The organism is Nocardia mikamii NBRC 108933 (genome assembly GCF_001613505.1).
In the GTDB taxonomy this organism is placed as follows: Bacteria; Actinomycetota; Actinomycetes; order Mycobacteriales; family Mycobacteriaceae; genus Nocardia; species Nocardia mikamii.
This window is the reverse complement of the sequence record NZ_BDCM01000012.1, coordinates 1-24,928: the sequence shown is the minus strand read 5'-3', so window position 1 is coordinate 24,928 and position 24,928 is coordinate 1. Positions and strand designations below refer to the sequence as shown.

General features: G+C 68.5%; 25 protein-coding genes. 17 read left to right on the top strand and 8 right to left on the bottom strand.

The window, feature by feature from the left end:
• Positions 1 to 31: 31 nt before the first annotated feature.
• From NMI01S_RS14955 to NMI01S_RS14925, 6 genes are all read left to right on the top strand, one after another.
• Positions 32 to 613: a TetR/AcrR family transcriptional regulator gene (locus tag NMI01S_RS14955; protein ID WP_062997693.1), complete on the top strand. Its 582-nt coding sequence runs from the start codon at positions 32 to 34 to the stop codon at positions 611 to 613.
• Positions 614 to 711: 98 nt separating this feature from the next.
• A complete protein-coding gene (locus NMI01S_RS14950) occupies positions 712 to 1,368 on the top strand; it encodes a PadR family transcriptional regulator (protein ID WP_439956263.1) in 657 nt (218 codons plus the stop codon).
• Between the two features lie 126 nt (positions 1,369 to 1,494).
• Positions 1,495 to 1,707 (top strand): hypothetical protein, encoded by a 213-nt coding sequence (locus NMI01S_RS14945; RefSeq protein WP_062997691.1) that lies wholly within the window; start codon positions 1,495 to 1,497, stop codon positions 1,705 to 1,707.
• Positions 1,708 to 1,795: 88 nt separating this feature from the next.
• Positions 1,796 to 2,356, top strand: a complete 561-nt coding sequence (gene def, locus NMI01S_RS14940; protein ID WP_062997689.1) for a peptide deformylase — start codon at positions 1,796 to 1,798, stop codon at positions 2,354 to 2,356.
• Positions 2,357 to 3,280 carry a methionyl-tRNA formyltransferase gene (gene fmt, locus NMI01S_RS14935; protein WP_062997687.1) on the top strand — a complete coding sequence of 308 codons (924 nt, stop codon included), beginning with the start codon at positions 2,357 to 2,359 and terminating at the stop codon, positions 3,278 to 3,280.
• A gap of 383 nt (positions 3,281 to 3,663) precedes the next feature.
• Positions 3,664 to 4,998 carry an RsmB/NOP family class I SAM-dependent RNA methyltransferase gene (locus tag NMI01S_RS14925; RefSeq protein ID WP_369689908.1) on the top strand — a complete coding sequence of 445 codons (1,335 nt, stop codon included), beginning with the start codon at positions 3,664 to 3,666 and terminating at the stop codon, positions 4,996 to 4,998.
• A gap of 13 nt (positions 4,999 to 5,011) precedes the next feature.
• Here NMI01S_RS14925 and NMI01S_RS14920 read toward each other — a convergent pair whose 3' ends face one another.
• On the bottom strand, positions 5,012 to 6,202 hold the full coding sequence (locus NMI01S_RS14920; protein WP_084512984.1) for a YeiH family protein: 1,191 nt from the start codon (positions 6,200 to 6,202) through the stop codon (positions 5,012 to 5,014).
• A 103-nt stretch (positions 6,203 to 6,305) separates the two neighbouring features.
• Between NMI01S_RS14920 and NMI01S_RS14915 the strand changes: the two genes are divergently transcribed.
• Complete coding sequence (locus tag NMI01S_RS14915) at positions 6,306 to 7,235, top strand: LysR family transcriptional regulator (RefSeq protein WP_062997681.1); 930 nt, start codon at positions 6,306 to 6,308, stop codon at positions 7,233 to 7,235.
• A gap of 9 nt (positions 7,236 to 7,244) precedes the next feature.
• Here NMI01S_RS14915 and NMI01S_RS14910 read toward each other — a convergent pair whose 3' ends face one another.
• Positions 7,245 to 8,171, bottom strand: a complete 927-nt coding sequence (locus NMI01S_RS14910) for an RNA polymerase sigma factor SigF (RefSeq protein ID WP_084512983.1) — start codon at positions 8,169 to 8,171, stop codon at positions 7,245 to 7,247.
• Positions 8,171 to 8,584: an ATP-binding protein gene (locus NMI01S_RS14905; RefSeq protein ID WP_245716871.1), complete on the bottom strand. Its 414-nt coding sequence runs from the start codon at positions 8,582 to 8,584 to the stop codon at positions 8,171 to 8,173. The genes NMI01S_RS14910 and NMI01S_RS14905 overlap by 1 nt, the downstream gene beginning before the upstream one ends.
• Positions 8,585 to 8,716: 132 nt before the next feature.
• On the opposite strand from NMI01S_RS14905, the gene rpe reads away from it, so the two are divergent.
• Positions 8,717 to 9,379, top strand: coding sequence for a ribulose-phosphate 3-epimerase (rpe, locus tag NMI01S_RS14900; RefSeq protein ID WP_062997678.1), 663 nt, complete (start codon positions 8,717 to 8,719; stop codon positions 9,377 to 9,379).
• Here rpe and NMI01S_RS14895 read toward each other — a convergent pair.
• Entirely contained in the window at positions 9,351 to 9,743 is a 393-nt protein-coding gene (locus NMI01S_RS14895) for a hypothetical protein (RefSeq protein ID WP_245716870.1), read from the bottom strand. The two genes, rpe and NMI01S_RS14895, sit on opposite strands and share 29 nt — an antisense overlap.
• A gap of 566 nt (positions 9,744 to 10,309) precedes the next feature.
• On the opposite strand from NMI01S_RS14895, the gene NMI01S_RS14890 reads away from it, so the two are divergent.
• The 4 genes from NMI01S_RS14890 (at position 10,310) to NMI01S_RS14875 (ending at position 13,279) form a co-directional block, all read left to right on the top strand.
• Entirely contained in the window at positions 10,310 to 10,930 is a 621-nt protein-coding gene (locus NMI01S_RS14890) for a riboflavin synthase (protein ID WP_062997676.1), read from the top strand.
• Positions 10,931 to 11,011: 81 nt separating this feature from the next.
• Entirely contained in the window at positions 11,012 to 12,262 is a 1,251-nt protein-coding gene (locus tag NMI01S_RS14885) for a bifunctional 3,4-dihydroxy-2-butanone-4-phosphate synthase/GTP cyclohydrolase II (RefSeq protein ID WP_062997675.1), read from the top strand.
• Between the two features lie 29 nt (positions 12,263 to 12,291).
• Entirely contained in the window at positions 12,292 to 12,771 is a 480-nt protein-coding gene (gene ribH, locus NMI01S_RS14880) for a 6,7-dimethyl-8-ribityllumazine synthase (RefSeq protein WP_036502603.1), read from the top strand.
• Between the two features lie 4 nt (positions 12,772 to 12,775).
• On the top strand, positions 12,776 to 13,279 hold the full coding sequence (locus NMI01S_RS14875; protein ID WP_062997673.1) for a PH domain-containing protein: 504 nt from the start codon (positions 12,776 to 12,778) through the stop codon (positions 13,277 to 13,279).
• Positions 13,280 to 13,283: 4 nt separating this feature from the next.
• Here NMI01S_RS14875 and ggt read toward each other — a convergent pair whose 3' ends face one another.
• Positions 13,284 to 15,227: a gamma-glutamyltransferase gene (ggt, locus tag NMI01S_RS14870; RefSeq protein ID WP_062997671.1), complete on the bottom strand. Its 1,944-nt coding sequence runs from the start codon at positions 15,225 to 15,227 to the stop codon at positions 13,284 to 13,286.
• A 100-nt stretch (positions 15,228 to 15,327) separates the two neighbouring features.
• Here ggt and NMI01S_RS14865 point away from each other — a divergent pair, with 100 nt between their 5' ends.
• Entirely contained in the window at positions 15,328 to 16,797 is a 1,470-nt protein-coding gene (locus NMI01S_RS14865; RefSeq protein WP_062997669.1) for an amino acid permease, read from the top strand.
• A 22-nt stretch (positions 16,798 to 16,819) separates the two neighbouring features.
• Here the strand turns inward: NMI01S_RS14865 and NMI01S_RS14860 are convergent, their stop codons facing one another.
• Positions 16,820 to 17,236, bottom strand: a complete 417-nt coding sequence (locus NMI01S_RS14860) for a DUF3291 domain-containing protein (protein ID WP_062997667.1) — start codon at positions 17,234 to 17,236, stop codon at positions 16,820 to 16,822.
• A gap of 88 nt (positions 17,237 to 17,324) precedes the next feature.
• On the bottom strand, positions 17,325 to 18,128 hold the full coding sequence (locus NMI01S_RS14855) for an ABC transporter ATP-binding protein (protein WP_062997665.1): 804 nt from the start codon (positions 18,126 to 18,128) through the stop codon (positions 17,325 to 17,327).
• A gap of 247 nt (positions 18,129 to 18,375) precedes the next feature.
• Between NMI01S_RS14855 and NMI01S_RS14850 the strand changes: the two genes are divergently transcribed.
• The 3 genes from NMI01S_RS14850 (at position 18,376) to NMI01S_RS14840 (ending at position 22,195) form a co-directional block, all read left to right on the top strand.
• A complete protein-coding gene (locus tag NMI01S_RS14850; protein WP_084512981.1) occupies positions 18,376 to 20,436 on the top strand; it encodes an MFS transporter in 2,061 nt (686 codons plus the stop codon).
• Positions 20,437 to 20,762: 326 nt separating this feature from the next.
• Positions 20,763 to 21,482, top strand: coding sequence for an oxygen-binding di-iron domain-containing protein (locus tag NMI01S_RS14845; protein WP_062997663.1), 720 nt, complete (start codon positions 20,763 to 20,765; stop codon positions 21,480 to 21,482).
• 146 nt (positions 21,483 to 21,628) lie between these two features.
• Positions 21,629 to 22,195: a hypothetical protein gene (locus tag NMI01S_RS14840; RefSeq protein WP_062997661.1), complete on the top strand. Its 567-nt coding sequence runs from the start codon at positions 21,629 to 21,631 to the stop codon at positions 22,193 to 22,195.
• On the opposite strand, the gene NMI01S_RS14835 is transcribed toward NMI01S_RS14840, so the two are convergent.
• Complete coding sequence (locus tag NMI01S_RS14835) at positions 22,192 to 23,898, bottom strand: FAD-binding dehydrogenase (RefSeq protein WP_062997659.1); 1,707 nt, start codon at positions 23,896 to 23,898, stop codon at positions 22,192 to 22,194. The two genes, NMI01S_RS14840 and NMI01S_RS14835, sit on opposite strands and share 4 nt — an antisense overlap.
• Before the next feature lie 91 nt (positions 23,899 to 23,989).
• Between NMI01S_RS14835 and NMI01S_RS14830 the strand changes: the two genes are divergently transcribed.
• A partial coding sequence (locus NMI01S_RS14830; protein ID WP_062997657.1) for a winged helix-turn-helix domain-containing protein occupies positions 23,990 to 24,928 on the top strand: 939 nt, incomplete at its 3' end.

Below are 24,928 nucleotides of genomic sequence, written 5' to 3'. Positions count from 1 at the left end.
CATCTCCGACGTGGTGTCTATAGTTAGTTGTATGACTAACTCAGTCGACAGCAAGCGGGCCGGTGGTAAGCGCGAACGGCTCGCCGCCGCGGCCGCCGAGGTGTTTCATCGGCAAGGGGTGGAGAAGACGACGATCGCGGACATCGCCCGGGCCGCCGAGGTGCCGGTCGGCAACGTGTACTACTACTTCAAGACCAAGGATCAGCTGATCCAGGCGGCGATCGGCGCTCACGCCCACACCCTGGACGGCTTCCTCGCCGAACTCGACCGAAAACCCCGGCCGGTCGATCGGGTGCGGGCGTTGATCCGGTCCTGGGTCGGCCAACGCGATCTCGCGGCCCGATACGGTTGCCCGTCCGGAACCCTGGCCACCGAACTCGACAAACGCTCCGACGGAATGGAGCAGGAACTGGCCGAGGTGATGGGCGTCCTGCTGACCTGGGTTCAGCGGCAATTCGAGGAGATGGGCCGCGCCGACGCGCGCGAACTGGCCGTCGCGCTCATTGCCTCCTATCAGGGAATCTCCTTGCTCACCAATACCTTTCGCGATCCGGAGCTGATGCGCACGGAAGGCGAGCGGCTGGAACGCTGGATCGATTCGCTCGCGGCCTGAACCGCGGCCCCGTAGTGGCGCGTCCCATACTTGTCAAAGATGCATTGCCGATATATCGTTGATTGCGTCAACGTAAGACAATGCCTGAGGAGGCAATCATGGAACGCATGGACAACATGGACAGGTTCGGTCGCGGCCGCCGTCGCGGACCCCGGCCGGACCCGCAGGAACGCGGCGGACACGAACAGTTCCGCCGCCACCCCCGCGGACACGGCTTCGGACCCTTCGGTCCGGACTTCGGGCCCGGATTCGGTCCGGGCGGCCATGTCGGTCGCGGTCGCGGTCGCGGTGGGCGCGGACGGCGCGGAGATGTCCGCGCGGCGATCCTGCTGCTCGTACAGGAACGGCCGATGCACGGCTACGAGCTGATCCAGCAGATCCGCGAGCGTAGCGACGACATCTGGCGGCCCAGCCCCGGTTCGATCTACCCGGCGCTGTCCCAGCTCGAGGACGAGGGCCTGGTGATCATCGAGAAGGTGGCCGGACGCAAAACCGCGAAACTGACCGACGCGGGCGCCGAGTACGTCACCGAACACCGCGACGAGCTGGGCGATCCCTGGCAGGACGTCCGCGAGGGCGTCGGCGATCAGGCGCTGGACCTGCGCGAACTGGTCGGCCAGCTGATGGGTGCGGTCGGACAGGTCGCTCGCGCCGGCACTCCCGAACAGGCCGGTAAGGCCGCCGAGGTCCTCACCGAGGCCCGGCGTTCGATCTACCGGATTCTCGCCGACGACGACACCCCCGCGGCCGAGTGAGGCGAATACAGCGTCCCGTCACACACGCCGGTCCGCGCGGCGCAGTCACGTCGCCGGCCGCTGTGCGGCAGGCTCCGGGCTCGCCGTTCATACGCGAACCCGACGCGGGCGGCGACACCGTGCCCGGTGTGCGATACACCGCCGTCGGCAGCCGTCGACGAGATCATCCAGCCCTATACCGGCATCGCTCCGATCGGTCCGGGTGCGCGCGTGACCGGGAATTGCCACATGGTGTACGACCCGTACGTGCAGCAGCTGCTGCTCATCTGCTCGACCCCGAGCGCGCGCCGCTGCCGCGCCGCGCGTACGTACAGCTGGGCACCGGATTCGGTGAGGTGATCCTGGGGGGCGGCTTCCTGACGAAACGGATTTCCGGCCGCCCGTAAACTGGAGCGACCGCAATGTCGTCTCGCCCGGGAGTATGCCTGTGACAATCCAGCCCGTTCGCCTGTTCGGCGATCCCGTCCTGCGTGCCCGCGCGGACGAGGTCGACGCCTTCGACAGGGAGCTCGAGCAGCTGGTCACCGACCTCACCGACACCATGCACGCCAGTCGCGGCGTCGGCATGGCCGCGCCGCAGATCGGTGTCGGTCTGCGGGTGTTCGTCTACGACACCGGTGAGGCCGCCGGACACGTCGTGAATCCGGTGTTCGAAGTGCTCGGCACCGACGAGCAGACCGGCCCGGAGGGTTGCCTGTCGATCCCGGGACTGCGCTACGACGTGACCCGTGCCCACCGCGTGGTCGCGCGCGGGGTCGATATGCATGGTGAGCCGGTGAAATTCGAGGCCGAGGGGCTGCTGTCCCGCTGCGTGCAGCACGAAACCGATCATCTCGACGGCGTGTTGTATCTGCAGCGGCTGGAACCGGCCACCCGCAAGCAGGCCATGCGCGCGGTGCGGGAATCGGAGTGGTTCGTCGCCGGTAAGACGGTGATGTCGGCGGCCGAGGTCGCCGGCAGCCGTCCCGAGTCCGGGCGGGGCGAGTAGATGCGCCTGGTCTTCGCGGGGACTCCCGAACCGGCCGTGCCGTCCCTGCGGCGGCTGCTCGAATCCGAGCGCCACGAGGTGGTGGCGGTGGTGACTCGGCCGGATGCGGTGGCCGGGCGCGGTCGCAAGGTGACACGCTCGCCGATCGGTCGGCTGGCCGACGAATACGGCATTCCGGTGCTGACCCCGCGCAAACCCTCGGAGCCGGAATTCGTTGCGGCACTGACGGATCTGAAACCCGACTGTTGTCCGGTGGTGGCCTACGGCGCGCTGCTGCCGCGGGTGGTGCTCGACATCCCGCGCCACGGCTGGGTCAACCTGCACTTCTCGTTGCTGCCCGCCTGGCGGGGCGCGGCACCGGTGCAGGCGGCGGTACTGGCCGGCGATGAGATCACCGGCGCCTCGACCTTCCGCATCGAGGAAGGTCTGGACACGGGGCCGGTCTACGGCGTGGTCACCGAACGCATCGGCATCACCGATACCGCCGGCGCCCTGCTGGAGCGGTTGTCGGTCTCCGGTGCGCAACTGCTCGAATCCACCCTCGACGGAATCGAGGACGGCACCGTCCAGGCCGTGCCGCAATCCGGGGAGGGTGTCTCCTATGCGCCCAAGGTGGAGGCCGACGAGGGACACATCCGCTGGGATCAACCGGCGCTGGCGGTCGGCCGCCGGATTCGCGCCGTCACTCCCGCGCCGGGGGCGTGGACCGAAATCGACGGTAAGCGACTGAAACTCGGTCCGGTCGAACTGGTCGAGGACCAACTGCCCGAGCGGGTGATCGAGGTCCGGAAGTCCGGTGTCTACATCGGCACCGCCACCACCGCCGTGCGCTTGGATCAGGTGCAGCCCCAGGGTAAACGGATGATGGCGGCCCTGGACTGGGCCCGCGGCGCACGCCTGGAACCCGGCGCGGTGGTCGAGTGACCGACCCACGCGCAGGCAACGACCGGGACCGTGACGGGCGGCGAGCCGACGATGCGCGCCGCGGTAAAAACCGGGCGGACAACGATTCTCGGCGTCGCGGCGACGCGGAGAGAGGTTCGGGCGGCCGGGGTGGTGACGCTGCCCGGGCTCGCCGGGGCGAGGGGCGCGATTCGTCGGACGACCGTGGACGACGCTCCGGCGCGAGTGGTGCTCGCGGTGCCGGGGGCGCCGGAAAAACGTCGCGGGGCGCCGACCCGAGGCGGAGCACGCGTCAGGATTCGTCTCGCGGCGACGATTCGGCTCAGGGCGCGGACTCTCGTCGTGCGGACCGTGATGTGCGGCGGACCGGTCGCCCCGTGACCCGGCCCCAGGGACGACGCGGTGTGGTGGGTGACGCTCCCAGGCTGGTCGCCCGGGACGTGCTGCGAGCGGTGCGTGAGCGCGACGCGTATGCCAATCTCGTGCTTCCCGTCCTGCTGCGCGAATACGGATTGTCCGGGCGCGACGCGGCTTTCGCGACCGAACTCGCCTACGGCTCCTGCCGCGCGACGGGCGTCCTCGATGCGGTGATCGCCGAATGCGCGGGACGCCCGATCGCGGAGATCGACGGCCCGCTGCTCGACGTGCTGCGTCTGGGCGTGTACCAACTGCTGCGGACCCGGGTGGGATCGCACGCCGCGGTGGATACGTCGGTCGATCTGGTGCGCACCGAATCCGGTAGCGGCAAAGCCGGTTTCGTGAACGCGGTCCTCCGCCGCGCGGCGGCGCGGACACCGGAGCAGTGGGTGGAGGATCTGGCGCCGCGGGATCCGATCGGGCGTGCGGCATTCGAATTCGGGCATCCGGTCTGGATCGCGCAGGCCTTCGCCGACGCCCTCGGTGCGCGGGCGGGGGAGCTGCGCGAACTGCTCGCCGCCGACGACGAACGGCCCATCGTGCACCTGGTGGCGCGGCCCGGCGATATCACCGCCGAGGAATTGGCGCTGGTCAGTGGTGGTGAGGAGGGCCGCTGGTCACCGTATGCGGTGTACCTGGACAGCGGCGATCCGGGGCAGCTGGAAGCGGTGCGCGAGGGTATGGCCGCGGTCCAGGACGAGGGCAGCCAGCTGGTCGCGTTGTCGCTGACCCGGGCGCCGTTGCTCGGTGAGGACGGCGGGCGCTGGCTCGATCTGTGTGCCGGCCCCGGCGGTAAGACCGCCCTGCTGGGCGCTCTGGCCGATATCGACAGGTATCGGGTCGACGCCGTCGAACCCGCCGAACACCGAGCCGATCTGGTGCGCAAGGCGACTCGCGGGCTTCCGGTCAGCGTGCATGTGGTCGACGGCCGCGACTCCGGGCTGGAACCCGGCTACGACCGCATCCTCGTCGACGCGCCGTGCACCGGGCTGGGCGCGCTGCGCCGGCGCCCGGAGGCGAGGTGGCGGCGCACCCCCGCAGATGTGCGCGACCTGACCACCCTGCAGAGCCAATTGCTCACCGCCGCATGGGAACTGCTACGCCCGGGCGGTGTGGTGGTGTATTCCACCTGTTCCCCGCACCTGGCCGAAACCGTCTCGGTCGTCTCCGATTTCGTCCGCCGCTGCGACGCCGAACAACTCGACACCCGCACGCTGCTGCCGGGAGTCACCGACACCGGCGACGGACCCGCCGCCCAACTGTGGCCCCACCGGCACGGCACCGACGCGATGTTCATGGCCGCTCTGCGCAAACCGCTCTGACATCGCGGGCCGCTCAGCCGGCCAGAACCGCACCGGTGAGGGCGATGCCGGCCACCCACACGGTGGACAGGAGCGCCAGGATCAGCGGGCGCGGACCGACGCGGCGCAGTGCGGCCAGGCGTACGCCCGCGCCCAGGGCGAACATGGCGGCGGTGAGCAGCGCGGTCTGGAGCAATTTGGCCATGCCGAGCACCGATTCGGGCAGGAGTCCGGTGGTGCGCAGAGCGGCGCAGGCCAGGAAGGCGACGACGAACAGCGGGACCAGGGGTGGCCTGCGGGTACCGGGCGCGGTGTCCTCGCGCCGCCGGACCTGCCAGCCGATCACCGCCAGCACCGGTGCCAGCAGCACCACCCGCGCCAGTTTGACCACGACCGCGACGGTCAGCGCGGCACCGCCGATCGCGCCGCCGGTCGCGACGACCTGTGCCACCTCGTGCACGGACCCACCGGCCCAGATCCCGGCGGTGCGATCGTCGAGGCCCAGGGCGCCCGACAGCAGGGGCAGCGCGCCGATCATGATCGTCCCGAACACGACCACGAGCGCGATCGCGGTCAGCACTTCCTCGTCCTCGGCGTCGACCACGCCGTCCACCGCCGCCGCGGCGGCCGCACCACAGATGGAGAATCCGCACGCGATCAGCAGTCGCTGCGTCCAGCTCAATCCCAGCAGCCGGCCCATGAACATCGTGCCGCCGATCCCGAGGGCGACGATCGCGACGACCACCGCGATCACGGCGGGTCCGAGCCCGAGAATATCGGCGAATGTCAGCTGCAGGCCGAGCAGCGCGACACCGACGCGCAGCAGCCGCTTCGCCGAGAACTGCAGCCCCGGCTGCACTCGCTGCGGCAACGGCACACAGTTGGCGAGCACCGCCCCGACCACGATCGCCAGCAGGAGCGGGCTGACCGTCGGCGTGAACTGGGCGATCCCCAGCACGAGCGCGGTGATCGCGACAGTCAGGGTCAATCCGGGGACGATATCCGCCCCGCCGCCCGCGCCCGAGCGCCCGGCAGCGAATGCGCTTCGCCGGAGCCGGGCACGTAACCGCCGCCGTAGTGTGCGGACCGTTGCCTGCGTGCCGGAGGATCCGATACCGCGCTGTGAACCGGCCGCGAGCCGGTCGGTGCGGTCGGCCGCGCCCGCCTCGGTGGCGCCGGGCACGTCGGCGGCCTCGGCCGCTCGCGAGGAATCCAGACTTGTCATGACGACCACGGTCCCGTGAATCGGTGGGGTCCGGTAGCGGCCGAAAGGGCATCGCACCCATATCCTGGTGATATGCGTTGAGCTCAACGCATATGATCGCGGTATGGCTGACGTACGCCCCGACCTGGGTTTTCTCGAGCTTCTGGTCGCCATCGACGACCACGGCAGTCTCGGAGCGGCCGCACGCTCGATCGGCATGGCGCAGCCGAACGCCAGTCGTGCGGTGCGTCAGTGGGAGCATCGGCTGGGCCTGGCCCTGCTGCGCCGCTCACCGCGCGGCTCCACGCTGACCCCCGCGGGAACCGTCGTCGTGCACTGGGCGCGCGAGGTGCTGGCGGATCTGGACCGGCTACTCGACGCCGCCGCCGCACTGCGCACCGATCAGGAGGCCGAACTCACGATCGCCGCCAGCATGACGGTCGCGGAATGTCTGCTACCGGGGTGGCTCGGCGCGTTCCGCCGCGGTCATCCGGATGTGAAAGTTCATTTGCAGGTTCACAATTCGCGTCACGTGTGCGACCGGCTCGTGGCCGGGGAATGCGACCTGGGATTCGTCGAATCGCCGGCGGTGCCCGACGGGTTGCCACACGTGACCGTCGCACACGATCGACTGCTCGTCGTGGTCGATCCTGGGCACCCCTGGGCGCGTCGCCGCACACCGCTCACCGTCGCCGAACTGGCCGCGACACCGCTGGTGGTGCGCGAACCCGGATCCGGCACTCGTAGCACCCTCGACGTCGCGCTGGCCGAATATCCGCGCGCCGAACCACTTCTGGAGCTCGGCAGCGCCGCTGCCATCCGCACCAGCGTGCTCGGCGGCGTGGGGCCCGCGGTGCTGAGCACGCTGGCGGTCGGCGACCAGCTCGAGCGCGGTGAACTCCGCGCGGTCACCGTCGCGGGCCTGGATCTGCGGCGCACGCTGCGCGCAGTGTGGCGCCCACCGCGCAAACTCGGCGGCCCGGCCGGACAACTGGTGTCCGCCATCGTGCACGCCCAGCGGGCCGCGACACCGGCCGCGCCGGATCCGGCGTAGCGCCCGGCGTCACTCGCGGGCGCTCTGCTCCCGTAGCCGCGCAAGGGTTTTCGCGAGAATCCGGGAGACATGCATCTGCGATATCCCCATCCGCTGCGCGATCTGAGTCTGCGTCATCGATTCGAAGAAGCGCATGGTGAGGATGCGTCGTTCCCGTTCGGGCAGGCCCGCGAGCAGCGGCCGGATCGCCACATACTCCTCGACCCGGTCGAACTGCGACTCCTCCTCGCCGAGGGTGTCCAGCAGCGAGGCCTCGGTATCGCGGCCCACCGAGACCGCGTCGATGGAACTGGGCTGGTACGCGTTGCCCGCGATGACGGCCTGGGTCACCTCGTCGGGATGGATGTCGAGTTCGGCGGCGATCTCCTTGGCAGTCGGGGAGCGGCCCAGCGACTGCGAGAGTGTATCGATCGCCGAACCGATGCGCAGATGGGTTTCCTTGACCCGCCGGGGGACTCGCATCGCCCAGGTGTTGTCGCGGAAGTAGCGCCGCACCTCGCCCATGATGGTGGGCACCGCGAAGGACAGGAAGTTCGAGCCGCGCGAGACGTCGAAACGGTCGACGGCGTGGACCAGCCCGACCCGTGCCACCTGCGTCAGGTCGTCGAACGGCTCGCCGCGGCCGCTGAACTTGCGGGCGATGTGGTCCGCCAACGGAATACAGCGGTTGATCAACTTGTCGCGCAGTTCGGCGCGGCGGTCGTCACCGGCCTCCGACAGCGCCTGGAACAGCAGGTTCACATCGTCGTATCCGGAGACCGAACCGGTGACCTCGGCGACCTCGTCACCGTCGTCCTCGTCGTCCGGAGTGGCCTCGCCGCCGTCCGTGCGGCCCTCGCCGTCCTCGGCGCCGGTGTCGTCAGGGGATCCGCTCGCGGCCGTACCCGCGGTGTTCTCGGCGTCCTCGGCCTCGAACACGTTGTTCTCGTCGGCCACTACGCCTTCCCCCGGACCCGGCGAAATTCGACCACCGTCGGGTATCCGGAAATAGCCGAATCGAAGGGCTCCTGCGCGACATCGATGCCGTCGGTGAGAGTCCGCAGCACATGCCAGCCGAAGCTGCGCTGGTCGGGCAGTTTCGAGGTGGCCGCGATCCCGGCCACCCGGACGAGTAGATCGTTCTCGCCGACGGTGAAGCGGCACTGCAGGGTGCTGCCGGGAACGGCGAGTTCGATCAGCGTCGAGCACGCCTCGTCGACGGCCAGCCGGATGTCGGCGACCTCGTCGAGTGTGAAATCGCTGAGCAGGACCAGTGTTTCGGCCAATCCGCGCACGATGGGCAGTTGCGACACGGTGGCCGCCACTCCGATTTCGACGGGTGTGCTGCGCAGTCCCTCTTCAGCCGACATGTTGATCACCCTACGAAGGCTACCCAACTTCGCGTCGCGCAATCGCCGACAGTGCCGAAAACCGGTGTGATCGACCCAGTACACTCACGCGCTGTGTCCCTCTCGAATTCCCACTTTCACCGGCCGTCGCCGATGATCGCGCCGTCCATCCTGTCCGCTGATTTCGCTCGTCTGGCGGAGGAGGTACGCGCCGTCGAGGGAGCGGACTGGCTGCACGTCGACGTGATGGACAACCACTTCGTACCGAACCTGACCCTCGGCCTGCCGGTGGTGCAGAGCCTGCTGAAGACCACCGACATCCCGCTCGACTGCCATCTGATGATCGAGGATCCGGCCCGCTGGGCGCCCCCGTACGCGGAGGCCGGTGCCTACAACGTGACCTTCCACGCGGAAGCGACCGACGATCCGGTCGCGGTGGCCCGGGATATCCGCGCCGCCGGCGCCAAGGCCGGATTGTCGGTGAAACCGAATACGCCCATCGAGCCGTACCTGGAAATCCTGCGCGATTTCGACACGCTACTCGTAATGAGTGTCGAGCCCGGATTCGGCGGTCAGTCGTTCATTCCGCACGTGCTGGAGAAGGCTCGCGCGGTCCGACGGCTCGTCGACAGCGGTGAATTGCGTCTTGTCGTCGAGATCGACGGCGGCATCAATATGGACACCATCGAGGCGGCCGCCGAGGCCGGTGTGGACTGCTTCGTCGCCGGGTCCGCGGTGTACGGCACGGACGACCCGGCGGCGACCGTGGAAGCCTTGCGCGAGAAGGTCATCGAGGAGCAGGCGGCGCGGCGCTGAGCCGCGCGGCCTCCACGACCGCGGCCATGGGAACGACCGCCTCGAGATGGTCGGGTGTCTGCACCCAGATCCGATAGCCGGTCCGTTCGTCCTCGGCCGAGGGCAGCACCACGTGGCTGCCCGTGCACGCGACCGTCGTGTACAGCCGGAACAGTTCGGCCGCAACGGATGTGCTGACGCCGGCGGAGCACGACGGGCCGGTGATGAAGGTCCAGCGCCGTGCCCGCGGATGGTGCACGACGGGAGTGACCAGTCCGGACTGGGTGAGCTGGCGCAGGACCCGCTCACCCAGATCGGCGGGCATGGTGACCGCGCCGAATTGCTGCCCGATTTCGAGCACGATGTGCCGTGATGCGTCGTCCACCGACGCGGGGAGATGAAAGACGCGGCGATACCGCTCGCATCGATCCGTGAGAGACGTATCGATCACCGTGGTCACGCCGCACCCCCATGAGGTTGTTGTCCAATGAACTGTTGGAATCAACTGCATAACAATATTGCTACCGAATTCGGCTTGGTGCAAGCGTTGGGGTTGAATTCGCAGTCACGTGGGTAACAAATTGAATTCGGCCGCGATCCGGGCCGGTAGAAGCCGGATATTCGACCGGTAAAGACCTGAATTCGATGCCCCTTTTCTGAAATAGTCCTGCTATTCCTTTTCGGCATTCGGCGATACGACCATCGGGCGGGGAAGCTGATCGGCCCGCTCGGCGCGTCGCCGATATCGCGCCCGGTTCGGTGCGCTTTTCCGGTCCGAAAGTCTCGAATGTCCGGCCGCGACCGGTCGGTAGGACGGCCGGATGTGCTCTGCTACAGCGCGTCGTTACGCTGATGACACTGCGACCCGCGGGGGAATACCCCGGGCCGCCGGCACCGTTTGCGCTAGCGGACGCCCCGACGCGGTGGGCGCCGGGCTGACAGGAGATACGGATGTTCACAGGCATCGTCGAGGAGTTGGGCGAGATCGTCGCCGCCGAACGGTCCGCGGACGCGGCCAGGCTCACGATTCGCGGCGCGACCGTCACCTCCGATGCCCGCCACGGCGACTCCATCGCCGTCAACGGCGTCTGCCTGACCGTGGTCGACGTAGTCGACGGCGACAGTTTCACCACCGACGTGATGGGGGAGACCCTCAACCGCTCCGGCATCGGCAAACTCGACATCGGGTCGAAGGTGAACCTGGAGCGCGCCGCGGCGGTGAACAGCCGGCTCGGCGGCCACATCGTGCAGGGCCATGTCGACGGCACCGGGGTCATCCTGTCGCGCACCCCTTCCGACAACTGGGAGGTCGTGCGAATCTCGTTGCCCGACAATCTGGCTCGCTACGTGGTCGAGAAGGGATCGATCACCGTGGACGGCATCTCGCTGACCGTCTCGGGCCTCGGCGTCGACGACGCCGGCGAACCCGGGCACCGCGACTGGTTCGAGGTCTCGTTGATCCCCACCACCCGCGAACTCACCACCCTCGGCGCCGCGCCCGCCGGCACCACCGTGAACCTGGAGGTCGACGTCATCGCCAAATATGTCGAGCGGCTCCAGCAGCGTGGCTGACCGGAGCAACCGCGACGTCGTACCGGCGACCCGACCCAGTAGGCTCGAGTCGCACCTATTCCGAAGTGGAGCACAGCAGACGTGACCAGGTTCGACACCATCGAGCGCGCAGTCGCCGATATCGCCGCCGGTAAGGCGGTCGTCGTCGTCGACGACGAGGGCCGGGAGAACGAGGGCGACCTCATCTTCGCCGCGGAGAAGGCGACCCCCGAGCTGGTGGCTTTCATGATCCGATACACCTCCGGCTACATCTGTGTGCCGTTGACCGGTGCGGACTGCGATCGGCTGGGCCTGCCGCCGATGTATTCGATGAACCAGGACAAGCACGGCACTGCCTACACGGTGTCGGTGGACGCGCGAGAGGGCATCAGCACCGGCATCTCCGCCGCCGACCGCGCGACGACCATGCGCCTGCTGGCCGATCCGGCCTCCCGTGCCGACGAGTTCACCCGGCCCGGCCACGTCGTGCCGTTGCGCGCCAAGGACGGCGGGGTGCTGCGGCGCCCGGGCCACACCGAGGCGGCCGTGGATCTGTCCCGGATGGCCGGTCTGAGCCCGGCCGGTGTGATCTGCGAGATCGTCAGCCAGAAGAACGAGGGCGATATGGCCCGCACCGAAGAGTTGCGGATCTTCGCCGACGAGCACGAACTCGCGCTGATCTCGATCGCCGACATGATCGCGTGGCGCCGCAAGCACGAGAAGCAGGTGGAGCGGATCGCCGAGGCGCGAATCCCCACCAAGTACGGCGAATTCAAGGCCGTCGGCTACAAGAGCATCTACGACGACGTCGAACATGTGGCGCTGGTCCGCGGCGATCTGAGTGTCGACGCCGGTGACGACGTCCTGGTGCGTGTGCATTCGGAATGCCTCACCGGTGACGTGTTCGGCTCGCTGCGTTGCGATTGCGGCCCGCAACTGGATGCCGCGATGGAGATGGTCGCCGCCGAGGGACGCGGTGTGGTGCTCTACATGCGCGGGCACGAAGGCCGCGGCATCGGCCTGATGCACAAACTGCAGGCCTATCAGCTGCAGGATTCCGGGCACGACACCGTGGACGCGAATATCGAACTCGGCCTGCCCGCCGACGCCCGCGACTACGGCACCGGGGCGCAGATCCTGGTCGATCTCGGGATCAAGTCGATGCGGCTGCTCACCAACAATCCGGCCAAGCGGGTCGGCCTGGACGGCTACGGCCTGAGCATCACCGAACGGGTACCGATGCCGGTGCGGGCCAATGCCGAGAATCTGCGGTATCTGCGCACCAAGCGCGACCGGATGGGCCACGACCTGGTCGGTCTGGACGACCTGGACCTCGGCGAGACCGCGCAGTAGTCAGAATTCGTGAGAAGGGGTATCGGTCGATGAGCGGTACGGGTGTACCGGAGTTCGCGCTGGCGGACGCGAAGGACCTGAGGGTCGGCATCGTCGCCTCGCGGTGGCACACCACCATCTGCGATACGTTGCTCGCCAATGCCGAGCGGGTGGCCCGGGAAGCGGGCGTCGAGCAGATCACGGTGGTGCGTTGTGCCGGGGCGATGGAGTTGCCGGTGGTCGCGCAGGCGCTGGCCCGCACGCACGACGCGGTCGTGGCGCTGGGTGTCGTGATCCGCGGGGGAACACCGCATTTCGAATACGTCTGCGATGCGGTGACCGCCGGGCTGACGCGGGTGTCGCTGGACGAGGGCACACCCGTCACCAACGGGGTGCTCACGGTGAACACCGAGGAGCAGGCCCTCGACCGCGCGGGCCTGCCGGATTCGGCCGAGAACAAGGGTGAGCAGGCGAGTGCCGCGGCCCTGGATGCCGCGCTGACCCTGCGCGCGCTGCGCCGGGAAGCCTGAGCCGATGCCGCCGGTCGTGCACCTGTTCAAACGCGGTCCGCAGCGCCCGGCCGCGGACGGGCGGCAATGGGATCTCGAGGTGCGTCCGCGCCGGGCGGTGCGCACCGCGCGCATCGTGGCGGCCGTGATAGCGGTGCTGTTCATCCTGGCGGGGGTGTTGTCGAGCAATTCGACGACCGGGGTGAACTTCCGCGGCGCCGACCAGGTGGCGATCATCTGCTTCGGACTGTTGCTGGCCGGTGCCGTGCTGCTGCTGACCCGGCCGCGGGTGCGCGTCGGACCGCAGGGCGTCGTCGTGCGCAACATCCTGGGCGACAACGAGTTCCGCTGGTCCGATATTCGCGGTGTCGCGATTCCGGACAAGAAGGCTTGGGCGCGACTGGAATTGGCCGGCGACGAATACGTGCCGATGCTGGCGATCCGCGTCAACGACAAGGATCACGCCGCCCGGGCGATGGATCGCTTCCGCGATCTCGGCGCGAAATACACCGCCGCGCAGCAGGACTGACCGGTCAGCGGGCGTCGCCGAGGACGATGCCCTCGCGCCGGGGATCCGCCCCGCCGATCCAGCCGCCGTCCTCGCGCTGCAGGGCGCTGAGCCCGCTGGACTGCGGGTCGACCGACACCTGATGCCCCATCTCGCGCAGTTTCCGCACCAGCGGATCGTGGGCCCCGTTGTCGGTGGCGTCGATCGCGGGATGTTCCCCGCCCACCCCGGTCACCGGTGTGTTCGCCGCGCCGAAGGCCACCTGCGAGACCGCCTGCTGCGGATCCAGATGCCAATCCAGCAGGCCCACCAGCGCTTTCACCACGAACTGGATGATCACCGAACCGCCGGGGGACCCGGCGACGTCGACCAGTCGACCGCGGGACCCGTCCGGCGTCCGGTCGAAGACCAGGGTGGGGCTCATCGAACTGCGCGGCCGCTTCCCGGGCTGTACCCGGTTGGCCAGCGGCACACCGGCCGCATCGGCCGGTTGGGCACTGAAGTCGGTGAGCTGGTTGTTCAGGACGAATCCGTCGACCAGATGGAACGATCCGAACGCCGATTCGACGGTGGTGGTCATGGTCGCGGCGTTGCCGTACCGGTCCACCACGGAGATGTGGCTGGTGCCGTGTTCGGGTTGCTGCACGCCGGTGCCGAGCGGGACCGGACCGAAGTCACCCGGCTGCGCGGTGCCCATGGAATGGTTCGGGTCGATGCGGGCCGCCCGCTGCTTCAGATAGTCCTTGTTCACCAGCGCGGCGGGCGAGCCGCCGGGCAGCGGAACGAAATCGGGATCGGCGATGTATTTGTCGCGATCGGCGTAGGCCAGCCGCTCGGCCTCCGAGATCAGGTGCACCGCTTCGGCTTTCGGGATCCCGCCGTTGCGGTCGAGACGGTCCGGGGACAGGCTTGCGAGGTCGAAATTCTCCAGGATCCCGAGGGTCGCGGCGACGGTGATACCGCCGGAGGACGGATTGGGCATCCCGCAGATCCGGTGGGTGCGGTAGTCGGTGCACAGGGCGGTGCGTTTCTTCGCCTGATACCGCGCGAGATCGTCGAGTGAGATCTGACCCGGGGTGCGGCCACCGCTGGTGGTCGCGGTGGCGTCGACGATGTCGCGGGCGACCGCTCCGGTGTAGAAGGCGTCGGGGCCGTCGGAGGCGATGGCGCTCAACGTCTTGGCCATGGCCGGATTGGCGAGGTGGAAGCCCCGTGGTTTGGGGGAGCCGTCCGGCTGCAGAAAGTACTGCCTGGCATTCTCGTCCCGGGCCAGGTCCGGGGCCGACTGCGCGATCTGGCTCGCCATCCGGGCGCTGATGTCGAAACCGTTGTCCGCCAGCGAGATCGCGGGACCGAACAGGTCGCGCCAGGACTGCTTGCCGTGGTCGCGGTGCGCCGCTTCGAGCAGTCGCAGCACGCCGGGCACGCCGATCGACCGTCCGCTGGCACGGGTATTCGGTTGCGGCATCGACTGATCGGTGTCGCTGACCCAGCGCAGATAGTTCTCGGTCGCGGCGGCGGGGGCGACCTCGCGACCGTCGTAGGCGTCGACCGATCCGGCCGCGGCGTCGTAATAGAGCAGGAACGCGCCGCCGCCGATGCCGGAGGCCTGCGGTTCGACCAGGCCCAGTACCGTCTGCGCGGCGATCAGCGCGTCGGCCGCGGTGCCGCCGTCGGCCAGGACCTCACAGGCGGCGTGGGTGGCCAGCGGGTTCGCGGTGGAGACCGCGAAGGTGTGGGTGCGTACCGGGGTCATATTGCTGCGGTATCCGGTGGCGATCTCGGGATTGGTCGCCAGGTTCGTCGCACTCGCCGCCGGTCCCGCCGCAGCCGTGATCGGGGTGCCGTCCGGGCCTCCGACGCAGCTTCGGCCGGCCTCGGAGGTGGTGGTCGTGCAGCCCGTGAGCAGCCCGGTGGTCAGCAGCAGGGCGGCGCTCGCGCCGGCCAGAATCGCTCGCGTGCGCCTCATGCAGGCACTTTAACGCGCACCGGCCCCACCACGCCGGGCATCATTCCCACACCGGGTAACGTCGAGCCGCCCCGACCTCGACCAAGGGATCACCCGACCGATGAGCGAGACACCAGCACAGACGCACCTGTCCGCGGAGGACAGCGGCTACCACAAGAGCCTCAAGCCGCGGCAGTTGCAGATGATCGCGATCGGCGGCGCCATCGGCACCGGCCTGTTCCTCGGCGCCGGCGGGAGGCTGGCGCACGCGGGGCCGGGACTGTTCCTGGTGTACGCGGTCTGCGGCGTGTTCGTCTTCTTCATCCTGCGGGCACTGGGCGAACTGGTTCTGCACCGGCCTTCGTCGGGGTCGTTCGTCTCCTACGCGCGCGAGTTCTACGGGGAGAAGGCGGCTTTCGTCGCCGGCTGGACCTATTTCCTGAACTGGTCCATGACTGGCATCGTCGACACCACCGCGATCGCCACCTATCTGCACTACTGGGGCGCGTTCGGTGCGATCCCGCAGTGGGTGCTGGCGCTGATCGCGCTGTGCCTGGTGCTGAGCGTGAATCTGATCTCGGTCAAATGGTTCGGTGAACTCGAGTTCTGGGCGGCGCTGATCAAGGTCGTCGCACTGGTGTCGTTCCTGATCATCGGCATCGTCTTCCTCGGCGGGCGATTCCGGGTCGACGGGGCCGCAACGGGTTTCGGGTTGGTCGCGCAGTCCGGCGGCTGGTTCCCGACCGGGGTGCTGCCGCTGGTCACGGTCGCATCGGGCGTGGTATTCGCCTACGCCGCGGTGGAGATGGTCGGCACCGCCGCGGGGGAGACCGAGAATCCGCAGCAGATCATGCCGCGCGCCATCAACTCGGTGATCCTGCGTATCGCCGTGTTCTATGTCGGCTCACTGATCCTGCTGGCCCTGCTGCTGCCCTACACCGCCTACCGTGCCGACGAGAGCCCGTTCGTCACGTTCTTCGCCGAACTGGGTGTGCCGCACGCCGGTTCGGTGATGAATCTGGTCGTGCTCACCGCGGCGTTCTCGAGTCTCAACGCCGGTCTGTACTCGACCGGACGCATTCTGCGCTCGATGGCGGTCAACGGCAGCGCACCGCGATTCACCGCGCGGATGAACAGCCGCGGTGTGCCCTACGGCGGCATCGTGCTGACCAGCCTGATCGCTCTGGTCGGCATCTGGCTCAATTACATCGTGCCGGCGCGCGCCTTCGAGATCGTGCTCAACATCGCGTCGCTGGGCATCCTGTCCTCCTGGGCGACGATCGTGCTGTGCCAGCTGGCGCTGTGGCGGCGCTGGCGGCGCGGTGAGCTGGAACGGCCCGCGTTCCGCATGTTCGGCGCGCCCTATACCGGCATCGCGACCCTGATCTTCCTGGGCGCGATGCTGGTGCTGATGGCCTTCGATCACCCGGTCGGCACCTGGACGGTCGCGAGTCTGGTGATCCTGATCCCGGCGCTGATCGCCGGCTGGTTCGCGGCCCGCTCGCGGGTACTGGAGGTGGCGCGGCTGCGGGAACCACCCGAGGACGAGCAGCCGGCCAGGCGTCCGGAATCGGTGCCGGTCGACGACTGATCCGGCCGGGCGCGGCGGTGGTTTATCGGAGAGTGGCCGTGCTGCTTCGTTTTTCGCGTTCCTCGGCAATGCGACGTCGAGCCTCGGACCAGTCGATCGGCAGGTCGGCGGCGGGGACGGACCAGAACACGAACGTCGATTCGCGCATCACCGCGCGGGCGCGCACGATGGCCGAGGCGTGCGGATCGGTGCGGGCGTAGGCGCTGATCGCCTCCTGATCGGTCCAGGCCGACAGCGTCCAGAACGTGCGGCGGGTGAGGTCGGCCTTCAAAGTGACGCCGAGCGCGCCGGGGGAGCGGCGCGCCTGGCGCCACAGCCGGATCGAGGTCGCGAAGAACCCGGGCACGTGCCGCAGCGACCGGACTTCGAGCCGTGAGGCCATGATCTGGACGGTATCGGTGGTGGGCCGATCGACGGTGACCCAGGGCAGTGTGGGCATGGCGGAGAACTTTCGACGAGACGAGTGAATGCTGACGCCTGCCCAACATCGCACGTTCCCCGAATCTTGTCAATGACAAGATTCGGGCTCAGGCGCGGACGCTGCGCTCCGCCCGCACATGCCAGCGTCCGTCGTCGGTGCGGGTCAGCCGGATCGGATGGTCGAAACAGGTGCTGATATTGCCGCTCGTCAGCACCTCGTCCACGGGTCCGCTCGCCACGCAACGTCCCGCGCGCAGCAGGAACGCGTGGGTGGTGGCCGGGGGTAGTTCCTCGAGGTGATGGGTGACCAGGACCGACGCCAGCTCGGGATGGGTGGCCTGCAGCAGATCGATCCGGTCGATGAGCTGTTCCCTGCCGCCGACGTCGAGGCCGGTGGCCGGTTCGTCGAGCAGGAGCAGCCGCGGCTCGGCGATCAGCGCCCGGGCGATGAGCGCGCGCCCGCGTTCACCCTGGGACAGGGTGGGCCAGCGGGCGTCGCGGCGAGGGGTCAGCCCCATGAGTTCGATGAGCCGATCCGCCTCGGTATCCTCGTCCGACGTCGGCGACCAGCGCTGCTTGATATCGGCGGTATTGGTCAGCCCGGTCAGAACCACCTCGTGCGCGCTGAGGGGATAGGGCGGATTGTGCCGCGGGTCGACATGGCCGATGGCCGTTCGCAATTCGCGCATATCCACCCGGCCCAGCCGATGCCCGAGAACGTGCACGCTGCCGTGGGTGGGATGTTCGAACGCACCGAGCATCTTCAGCAGTGTGGTCTTCCCGGCGCCGTTGGGTCCCAGTAGTGCCCAATGCTCGCCGGCTCGCACGGTCAGTGACACCGCGGACAGGATCGGAGTGCGGTTGCGCACGAAATCTACGGCGTCCACCTGCAGGATGGGGGAGTCGACCATGGGTTCACGGTAGCAAACTCCTCAGACAAGCTGATAGGTCGTGGAGTGCGCGAACAGTCCTGCGAACAGCCGGCAACCGTCGACCGGTCGGTATGCGCCCCGCAATCGGATCGGTCGGTTCGATCGAGTTGCCGGAAAAGTGATGTGGATCACGATTGGCCGCTACCCTGTTCCCACCCGGTGCTCGTGCGGAATCACAAGAGATTCTCCCGCGACGAGATGCCGTGGCCAGAAAGGCATCTCGACCATGAGCTCGACCTCGACACCAGCCGCTCCCACCCTGCTCACCGGATTGTGGCGGCGAAAACTACCGCACTATCCCGATACCCCGGCCCGCTCCTGGTATCTGACGCTCGTGGTGATCACCTCGATCGTGCTGTACTACCAGCTCTTCGTCGCGGGCGCGGTCGGAAATCAGCTGATCGCCTACTTCCACCTCTCCTTCGCCTATTTCGTGTGGATCTTCATCATCGGCGCGGCCTTCGGCGCCGCGGCCTCGGTGGCGGCGGGGCTGCTCGATCGCTGGGGGCGCGCCAATATCGTGGCCTACGGAGTGGTGATCTGTTCGCTGCTCACTCTGTTCGCGCTGCCGGCGACGACCACGAAGATGGCCTATCTCGTCGTCTACTGCGTGGTGAGCGTGGTCGAGGGTGCGGTACTGGTGGCCACCCCGGCGTTGATCCGGGACTTCTCGCCGCAGCTGGGCCGCGCCTCGGCGATGGGGTTCTGGACCCTGGGGCCGGTGATCGGCGCACTCGTCACCAGCGAGATCACCGCCCGCACCCTCGACAGTCACCCGGACTGGCAGTTCCACTACCGCCTGTGCGGCGTGATCAGCTGTGCGGTCGCCGTCGTCGCGGTGATCGGATTGCGCGAACTGAGTCCGCGCCTGCGTGATCAGGTGATGGTGAGCCTGCGGGATCGGGCCCTGGTCGAGGCGCGGGCCAAGGGGCTGGACGTCGAGGCGCTCGAGCGCGGGCAGTGGCGTCAGATGATGCGCGTGGACGTGGTCGGCTCGGCCCTGGCCATCAGCATCTTCCTGGCATTCTTCTACACCATCGTGTCGTTCCTGCCGGTCTATCTGGCGACGAACTTCGGTTTCACACCGGCGCAGGCCAATGCGCTGGGTAACTGGTACTGGATCGCGAACGCGGTGGCGCTGGTGGTGACCGGCATCGTGTCGGACATCCTCAAGGTGCGCAAACCGTTCATGATCCTGGGCGCCCTGATCAGTATCGCCGGGCTGTACGTCTTCCTCGGCTACACCGATCATCCCGACACCGGCTATTACTCGTTCGCGGTGGTGATGATGGTCATCGCGGTCGGCGGCGGCATCGCCTACGCCACCTGGATGGCGAGCTTCACCGAAACCGTGGAGCGTCACAATCCGGCCGCGACCGCGGTCGGGCTGGCCGTGTGGGGTGGTGTGCTGCGCACGGTGGTGACCTTCACGCTGTTCGGTCTGCTGATGGTGGTCGACGCGGCTGGGCCGCTGGTCAACAACGGTCCGCGACTGCAGGAGATCCAGGCGCACTACGGACCGCAGCTGGCGACCATCCAGACCGTCGGCGCCGAGACCATGACTCAACTCGGCCGCAATCCCGCCGATCCCGCCGCTCAGATGGCGGCGCTGACCAAGCTGACCGGCGCGTCACCCGCCGACATCCAGGCCACCATCGCGTTGAACGCGCGGTATCCGCAGGAGCTGGCGACACTGCAGGCTGTGGATCCGGCCACGCTCGGTGCTCTGGCGGTGAATCCGAACGACGCCCGGGCCGCGGGCGCCGCGGTCGGTCAGGTGGCGGCGAAATTCGGCATCAGCCCCGCCGAAGCGGTGGGGCGGCTGACCGCGACCCAGCAGATTCCGCGCGATCAGCTCGCCGTCGCCAGTGCGGTCGGCCCGAAACTCGTGACCGCGCAAGCGCAGTTGCAGGCGGTGGCCACCGTGCCGGCCGATGATCTGGCCTATGTGGCCGAGCACGGCGCCGAGGTGAAGCAGGCGGCCGCCGACTCGCCGGTGCAGTGGCGGCAGTGGTGGTGGATCTGCCTGATCGCCCAGGTGCTGTTCCTGCCCTTCGTCTTCCTGATGGCCGGGCGCTGGAGTCCGAAGCGGGCCGCCGCCGATGCCGCCGAACACGACCTGCGCGTGCGACAGGAACTGGTGGCGCTGGCGGAAACCGAGGCCGGGAAGGAGGCCTCTGCGGCGGAATCGGCAGAGCCGGCGACCGTCGCCGAAAGCACTTCTGGCGCAGGGGAATCGGCGGCTGGGGAAGCTGCGCCGCCTGCTGAGCCGGCGCCTGCGGGGTAGTTCCGCGACGTGAATCGAGGTCCGGAAGGCGCCTGCCGCCCGTTCCGGACCTCGATGGCGTCGATCACCGAATGCCGGCGGGTCTGCTCGCCGATGCGGTGCAGCATCCCAGTTTGCTCTGGACGTCGAACAGCAGAGCCTTCGGCCGGTCGTTCATGATCGCGATCGTATCCGCGGCCGGTCGGCGATCCGCGCGGCCGGGCGGCCCTATCGACCTCGCCATGTGATCTGGATAACATCTGATGCGGGGGTCGACTCGAAGGCAGCGGGTCCGCGCCGCCGTAGGTGATCCCGCCGGCGCGCGAGGCCCGGATGGGAGCGAGATCATGCAGACCCGTACCGATGAGATAGCCGACCGGATCTACCGAATATCCACGTTCGTGCCCGAGGTCGGCCCGACCGGATTCAGCTTCAATCAATTCCTCGTCGTGGACGAGGAGCCTCTGCTGTTCCACTGCGGCATGCGCGCGCTGTTCCCGCTGGTGAGCGCGCAAATCAACGCGATCGTGCCGGTCGAACGGCTGCGCTGGATCACCTTCGGCCACGTCGAGGCCGACGAATGCGGGGCGATGAACCTGTTCCTCGCCGCGGCGCCGCACGCGCAGGTGGCACACGGAATCCTCGGTTGTCAGGTCTCCATCGACGATCTCGCCGACCGGCCGCCACGCCCGCTGGCCGACGGGGAGATCATCGAATTGGGCGAGCGGCGCATCCGCCATATCGATACTCCGCACGCACCGCACAACTGGGAGTCGCGGGTGCTCTACGAGGAGACGACGGGGGTGCTGTTCTGTGGTGACCTCATGACCCAGGTCGGCGACGGGCCCGCACTCACCGAATCCGATGTGGTCGGTCCGGCCGTCCTCGCCGAGGACGTCTTCCGGGCGACGTCACTGGGCCCCGCCGTACCGGCCGCCCTGTACGGATTGGCGCAGCTGAATCCGGCGACCCTGGCGGTGATGCACGGCTCCAGCTTCGCCGGGGACGGCGCCGCCGCGCTGCGGGCACTGGCGGCGGACTACGAGAGACGCTTGCTTCCAGCGTGATCGGCCAGCGCCGGATCGGGCCTCCTCGATCCGGCGCGCAACGGCGGGCGGGTGTATGCCGACGCGACACCGGGTATGCCGTAGGCGCGCCGAGCGGCGGGTGTGGCCCTACACTCGGCACACACATTCGACGGAGGTGATCGGCGGTGTATCCCCAGGATCCGCGTGAGCAGCACACCACGCGGTACGAAAGCGGTTATCAGCCGGGCGGGTATCAGGAACCCGCCTACCAACAGGATCCCGCATACCAGCCCTACCGGACACCGGGCGGAGCGCACCCCGCGCCCCGGCGGCCCGAGGTCAACGTGGGCATGTTCGCGGGCGGGGTACTCGCCACCGCGGTCGTGACCGCGCTGGCGGCGTGGCTGTGCGCGTGGATCATCGACGTCGTCGCCACCCGTGCCACCGAGAGCGGCAAGTTCGGGGTCTGGAACCCGATGGCCGAGCAGGGCTACTGGTTCGCTGTGGTCGCGTTCCTGTGTGCCCTGCTCGCCGGCGTGCTCTGGTACCTGTTGCATCTGGGCACGCCGTCGCCGGACATGTTCTTCGCCTGGATCGTCGGGATTCTGATCGCGGCGGCGGTGGTCATCCCGCTGACGCTGTCCAGCGATATCTGGGTGGGCGTGTCCACCGCCATCGAACATCTGGTGATCGGCCTGCCGATCTTCAGCCTGACCCGCACCGTCGGCGCGAAGAGCCTGGAGCGGCCCTAACGCGACAGCCGGGCCATCGCGAGCCCGGCCGCGCGGCCGGAGAAGATGCACCCGCCGAGGAAGGTGCCTTCCAGCGCGTTGTAGCCGTGAACGCCACCACCGCCGAAGCCGGCGACCTCACCCGCGGCGTACAGGCCGGGGAAGGGAGCGCCGTCGGAGCGGATCACCTGCGAGTCGAGGTTGGTCTGCAGACCGCCCAGCGTCTTGCGGGTCAGCACGTTCAGGCGTACCGCGATCAGCGGACCGTGCGCGGGATCGAGAATCCGGTGCGGTGCCGCGACCCGGCCCAGTTTGTCGCCGAGTGAGCGCCGCGCGTTGGCGATCGCCATCAATTGCGCGTCCTTGCTGTATTTGTTGTCCAGCTCGCGATCCCGGGCGACGATCTGGTGTTCCAGCGCGGCGACGTCCAGTTGCGGGCCGCGCGCGATCTCGTTCATGCCGCGCACCAGTTCGGGCAGGGTGTCGGCGACGACGAAGTCCACGCCGTGCCGTTTGAACGCCTCGACCGGGCCGGGAGCACCCTTGGCCGCGCGGCTCTTGAGCGTGAGTTTGAGGTCCTTGCCGGTGATGTCGGGATTCTGCTCGGAACCCGAGAGCGCGAACTCCTTCTCGATGATCGACTGGGTGAGCACGAACCACGAGTAGTCGTAGCCGGTGTCGAGGATCGCCTTCATCGTGGCATTGGTGTCGAAGCCGGGGAAACACGGTGCGGGCAAACGCTTTCCGTTCGCGTCGAACCACAGTGACGACGGTCCCGGGATGATACGGATGGCGTGATCGGGCCAGATCGGATCCCAGTTGTGAATGCCCTCGGTGTAGTGCCACATCCGGTCGCGGTTCACGATGCGACCGCCCGCCGATTCGGAGATCGCGAGCATGCGGCCGTCGACATGGGCGGGCACGCCGGAGATCATGGTCTGCGGGCAGGGGCCGAGCCGTTCGGTGGGCCAGTTCTTGCGGATCAAGTCGTGGTTGTGGCCGATGCCGCCGGAGGACACCAGCACCGCCGGAGCGCGGAATTCGAACTCGCCCACCGTCGTTCGCGACGAGGCCACGCCGCGATCCAGGTCGCTCGGTTCCAGGACGCTGCCCCGCACGCCGACCACCGCGTCGTCCTCGACGATCAGATCGTCGACCCGGTGCCGGAACGCGAATTCGACGAGTCCGCGCTGCTCCGCGGCCAGTACCGGTTCCAGGAAGACGCGCAGCACCTCCGGTCCGGTACCCCAGGTGAGATGGAAGCGGGGCACCGAATTGCCGTGTCCGTCGGCGGTGGCGCCGCCGCGTTCGGCCCAGCCGACCAGGGGTGTCACCCGCAAGCCGAGATCGTGCAGGTACCGGCGCTTCTCCCCGGCGGCGAACTCGACGTAGGCGCGCGCCCACTGGCGAGCCCAGTGGTCCTCGTCGTCGCGATCGAATCCGGCCGAACCGAGCCAGTCCTGCCAGGCCAGCGCGAAGGAGTCCTTGATGCCGAGGCGCCGCTGTTCCGGGCTGTCGACGAGGAACAATCCGCCCAGCGACCAGAATGCCTGCCCGCCGAGATTGTTGCGATTCTCCTGGTCGAGTACCAGCACCCGTCGTCCGGCGCGCGTCAGTTCGTAGGTGGCCACCAGTCCGGCCAGCCCGGCTCCGACGACGATGACATCCGGCTGTTGTGACGGTGTCACGGGCACTCCTCCACATTGGGGGCGATTTGGATACATTCATGTATCGAACGTGTTCAAGGTAGCAGATTCGGGCCGTCGCGAGCCCGGCTCGGGCATATCTGTCGGTGGGTCATGGCAGATTCGGTGCGTGCGCACCATCACCTCCGCCGCGGCCCGCCGGGCCGCACTCGCCGCCCAGGGATTCGCCACCGCCGCCCGCGACCGAGCGGACGGGCCCGGTGGCGCGAGTCGCCGCGCAGTCCTGGGTGTTCTCCGCAATACCAAACTGCTGCAACTGGATTCGGTCGCGGCGGTGGTCCGTGCGCAGTACGCGCCGGTGTTCGCTCGGATCGGCGCCTACGATCGCACGCTGCTCGACGAGGCGATATGGGAACACAGTGCGCGGCGGCCGCGCCGGCTCGTGGAGTACTGGGCGCACGAGGCGGCGCTGATTCCGGTGGAGGATTGGCCGCTGCTGCGGTGGCGGATGGCCCGCTACGCGCACGGCCGCTGGGGCGGGGCGCGCCGGGTGCTCGACGAGAATCCCGATCTGCCCGGCCGTGTGCTGAGTGTGATCGACCAGGTCGGGGCGTGCACCGCGGCCGAGGTGGAGCGGCAACTCGAGCTGAATCGCCCACGGCGCAAGGATCATTGGGGCTGGAACCACAGCGATACCAAGGTGGCGTGCGAGATGTTGTTCGCCACCGGGGAGCTCTCGGTGGACAAGCGGGTCGGCTTCCAGCGGCACTACGACCTCACCGAGCGCGTGCTGCCGGCCGAGGTCGTGAGCCGCCGGGTCGACGAACCGGATGCGGTGCGTGAGCTGGTCCGGCGGGCCGCCGACGCGTTGGGGGTGGCCACCGAGACCGATCTGCGTGACTACTACCGGCTGCATCGACGGCAGTGCGAGCCGGCACTGGCCGAGCTGGTCGACGCCGGAGAACTCGAGCCGGTGCGGGTGGACGGCTGGGACAAGCCGGCCTACCTGCGTACCGGCGCGCGGATCCCGCGACGGGTCGACGGTGCTGCCCTGCTGTGCCCGTTCGACCCGCTGATCTTCTTCCGGCCCCGGACCGAGCGGCTGTTC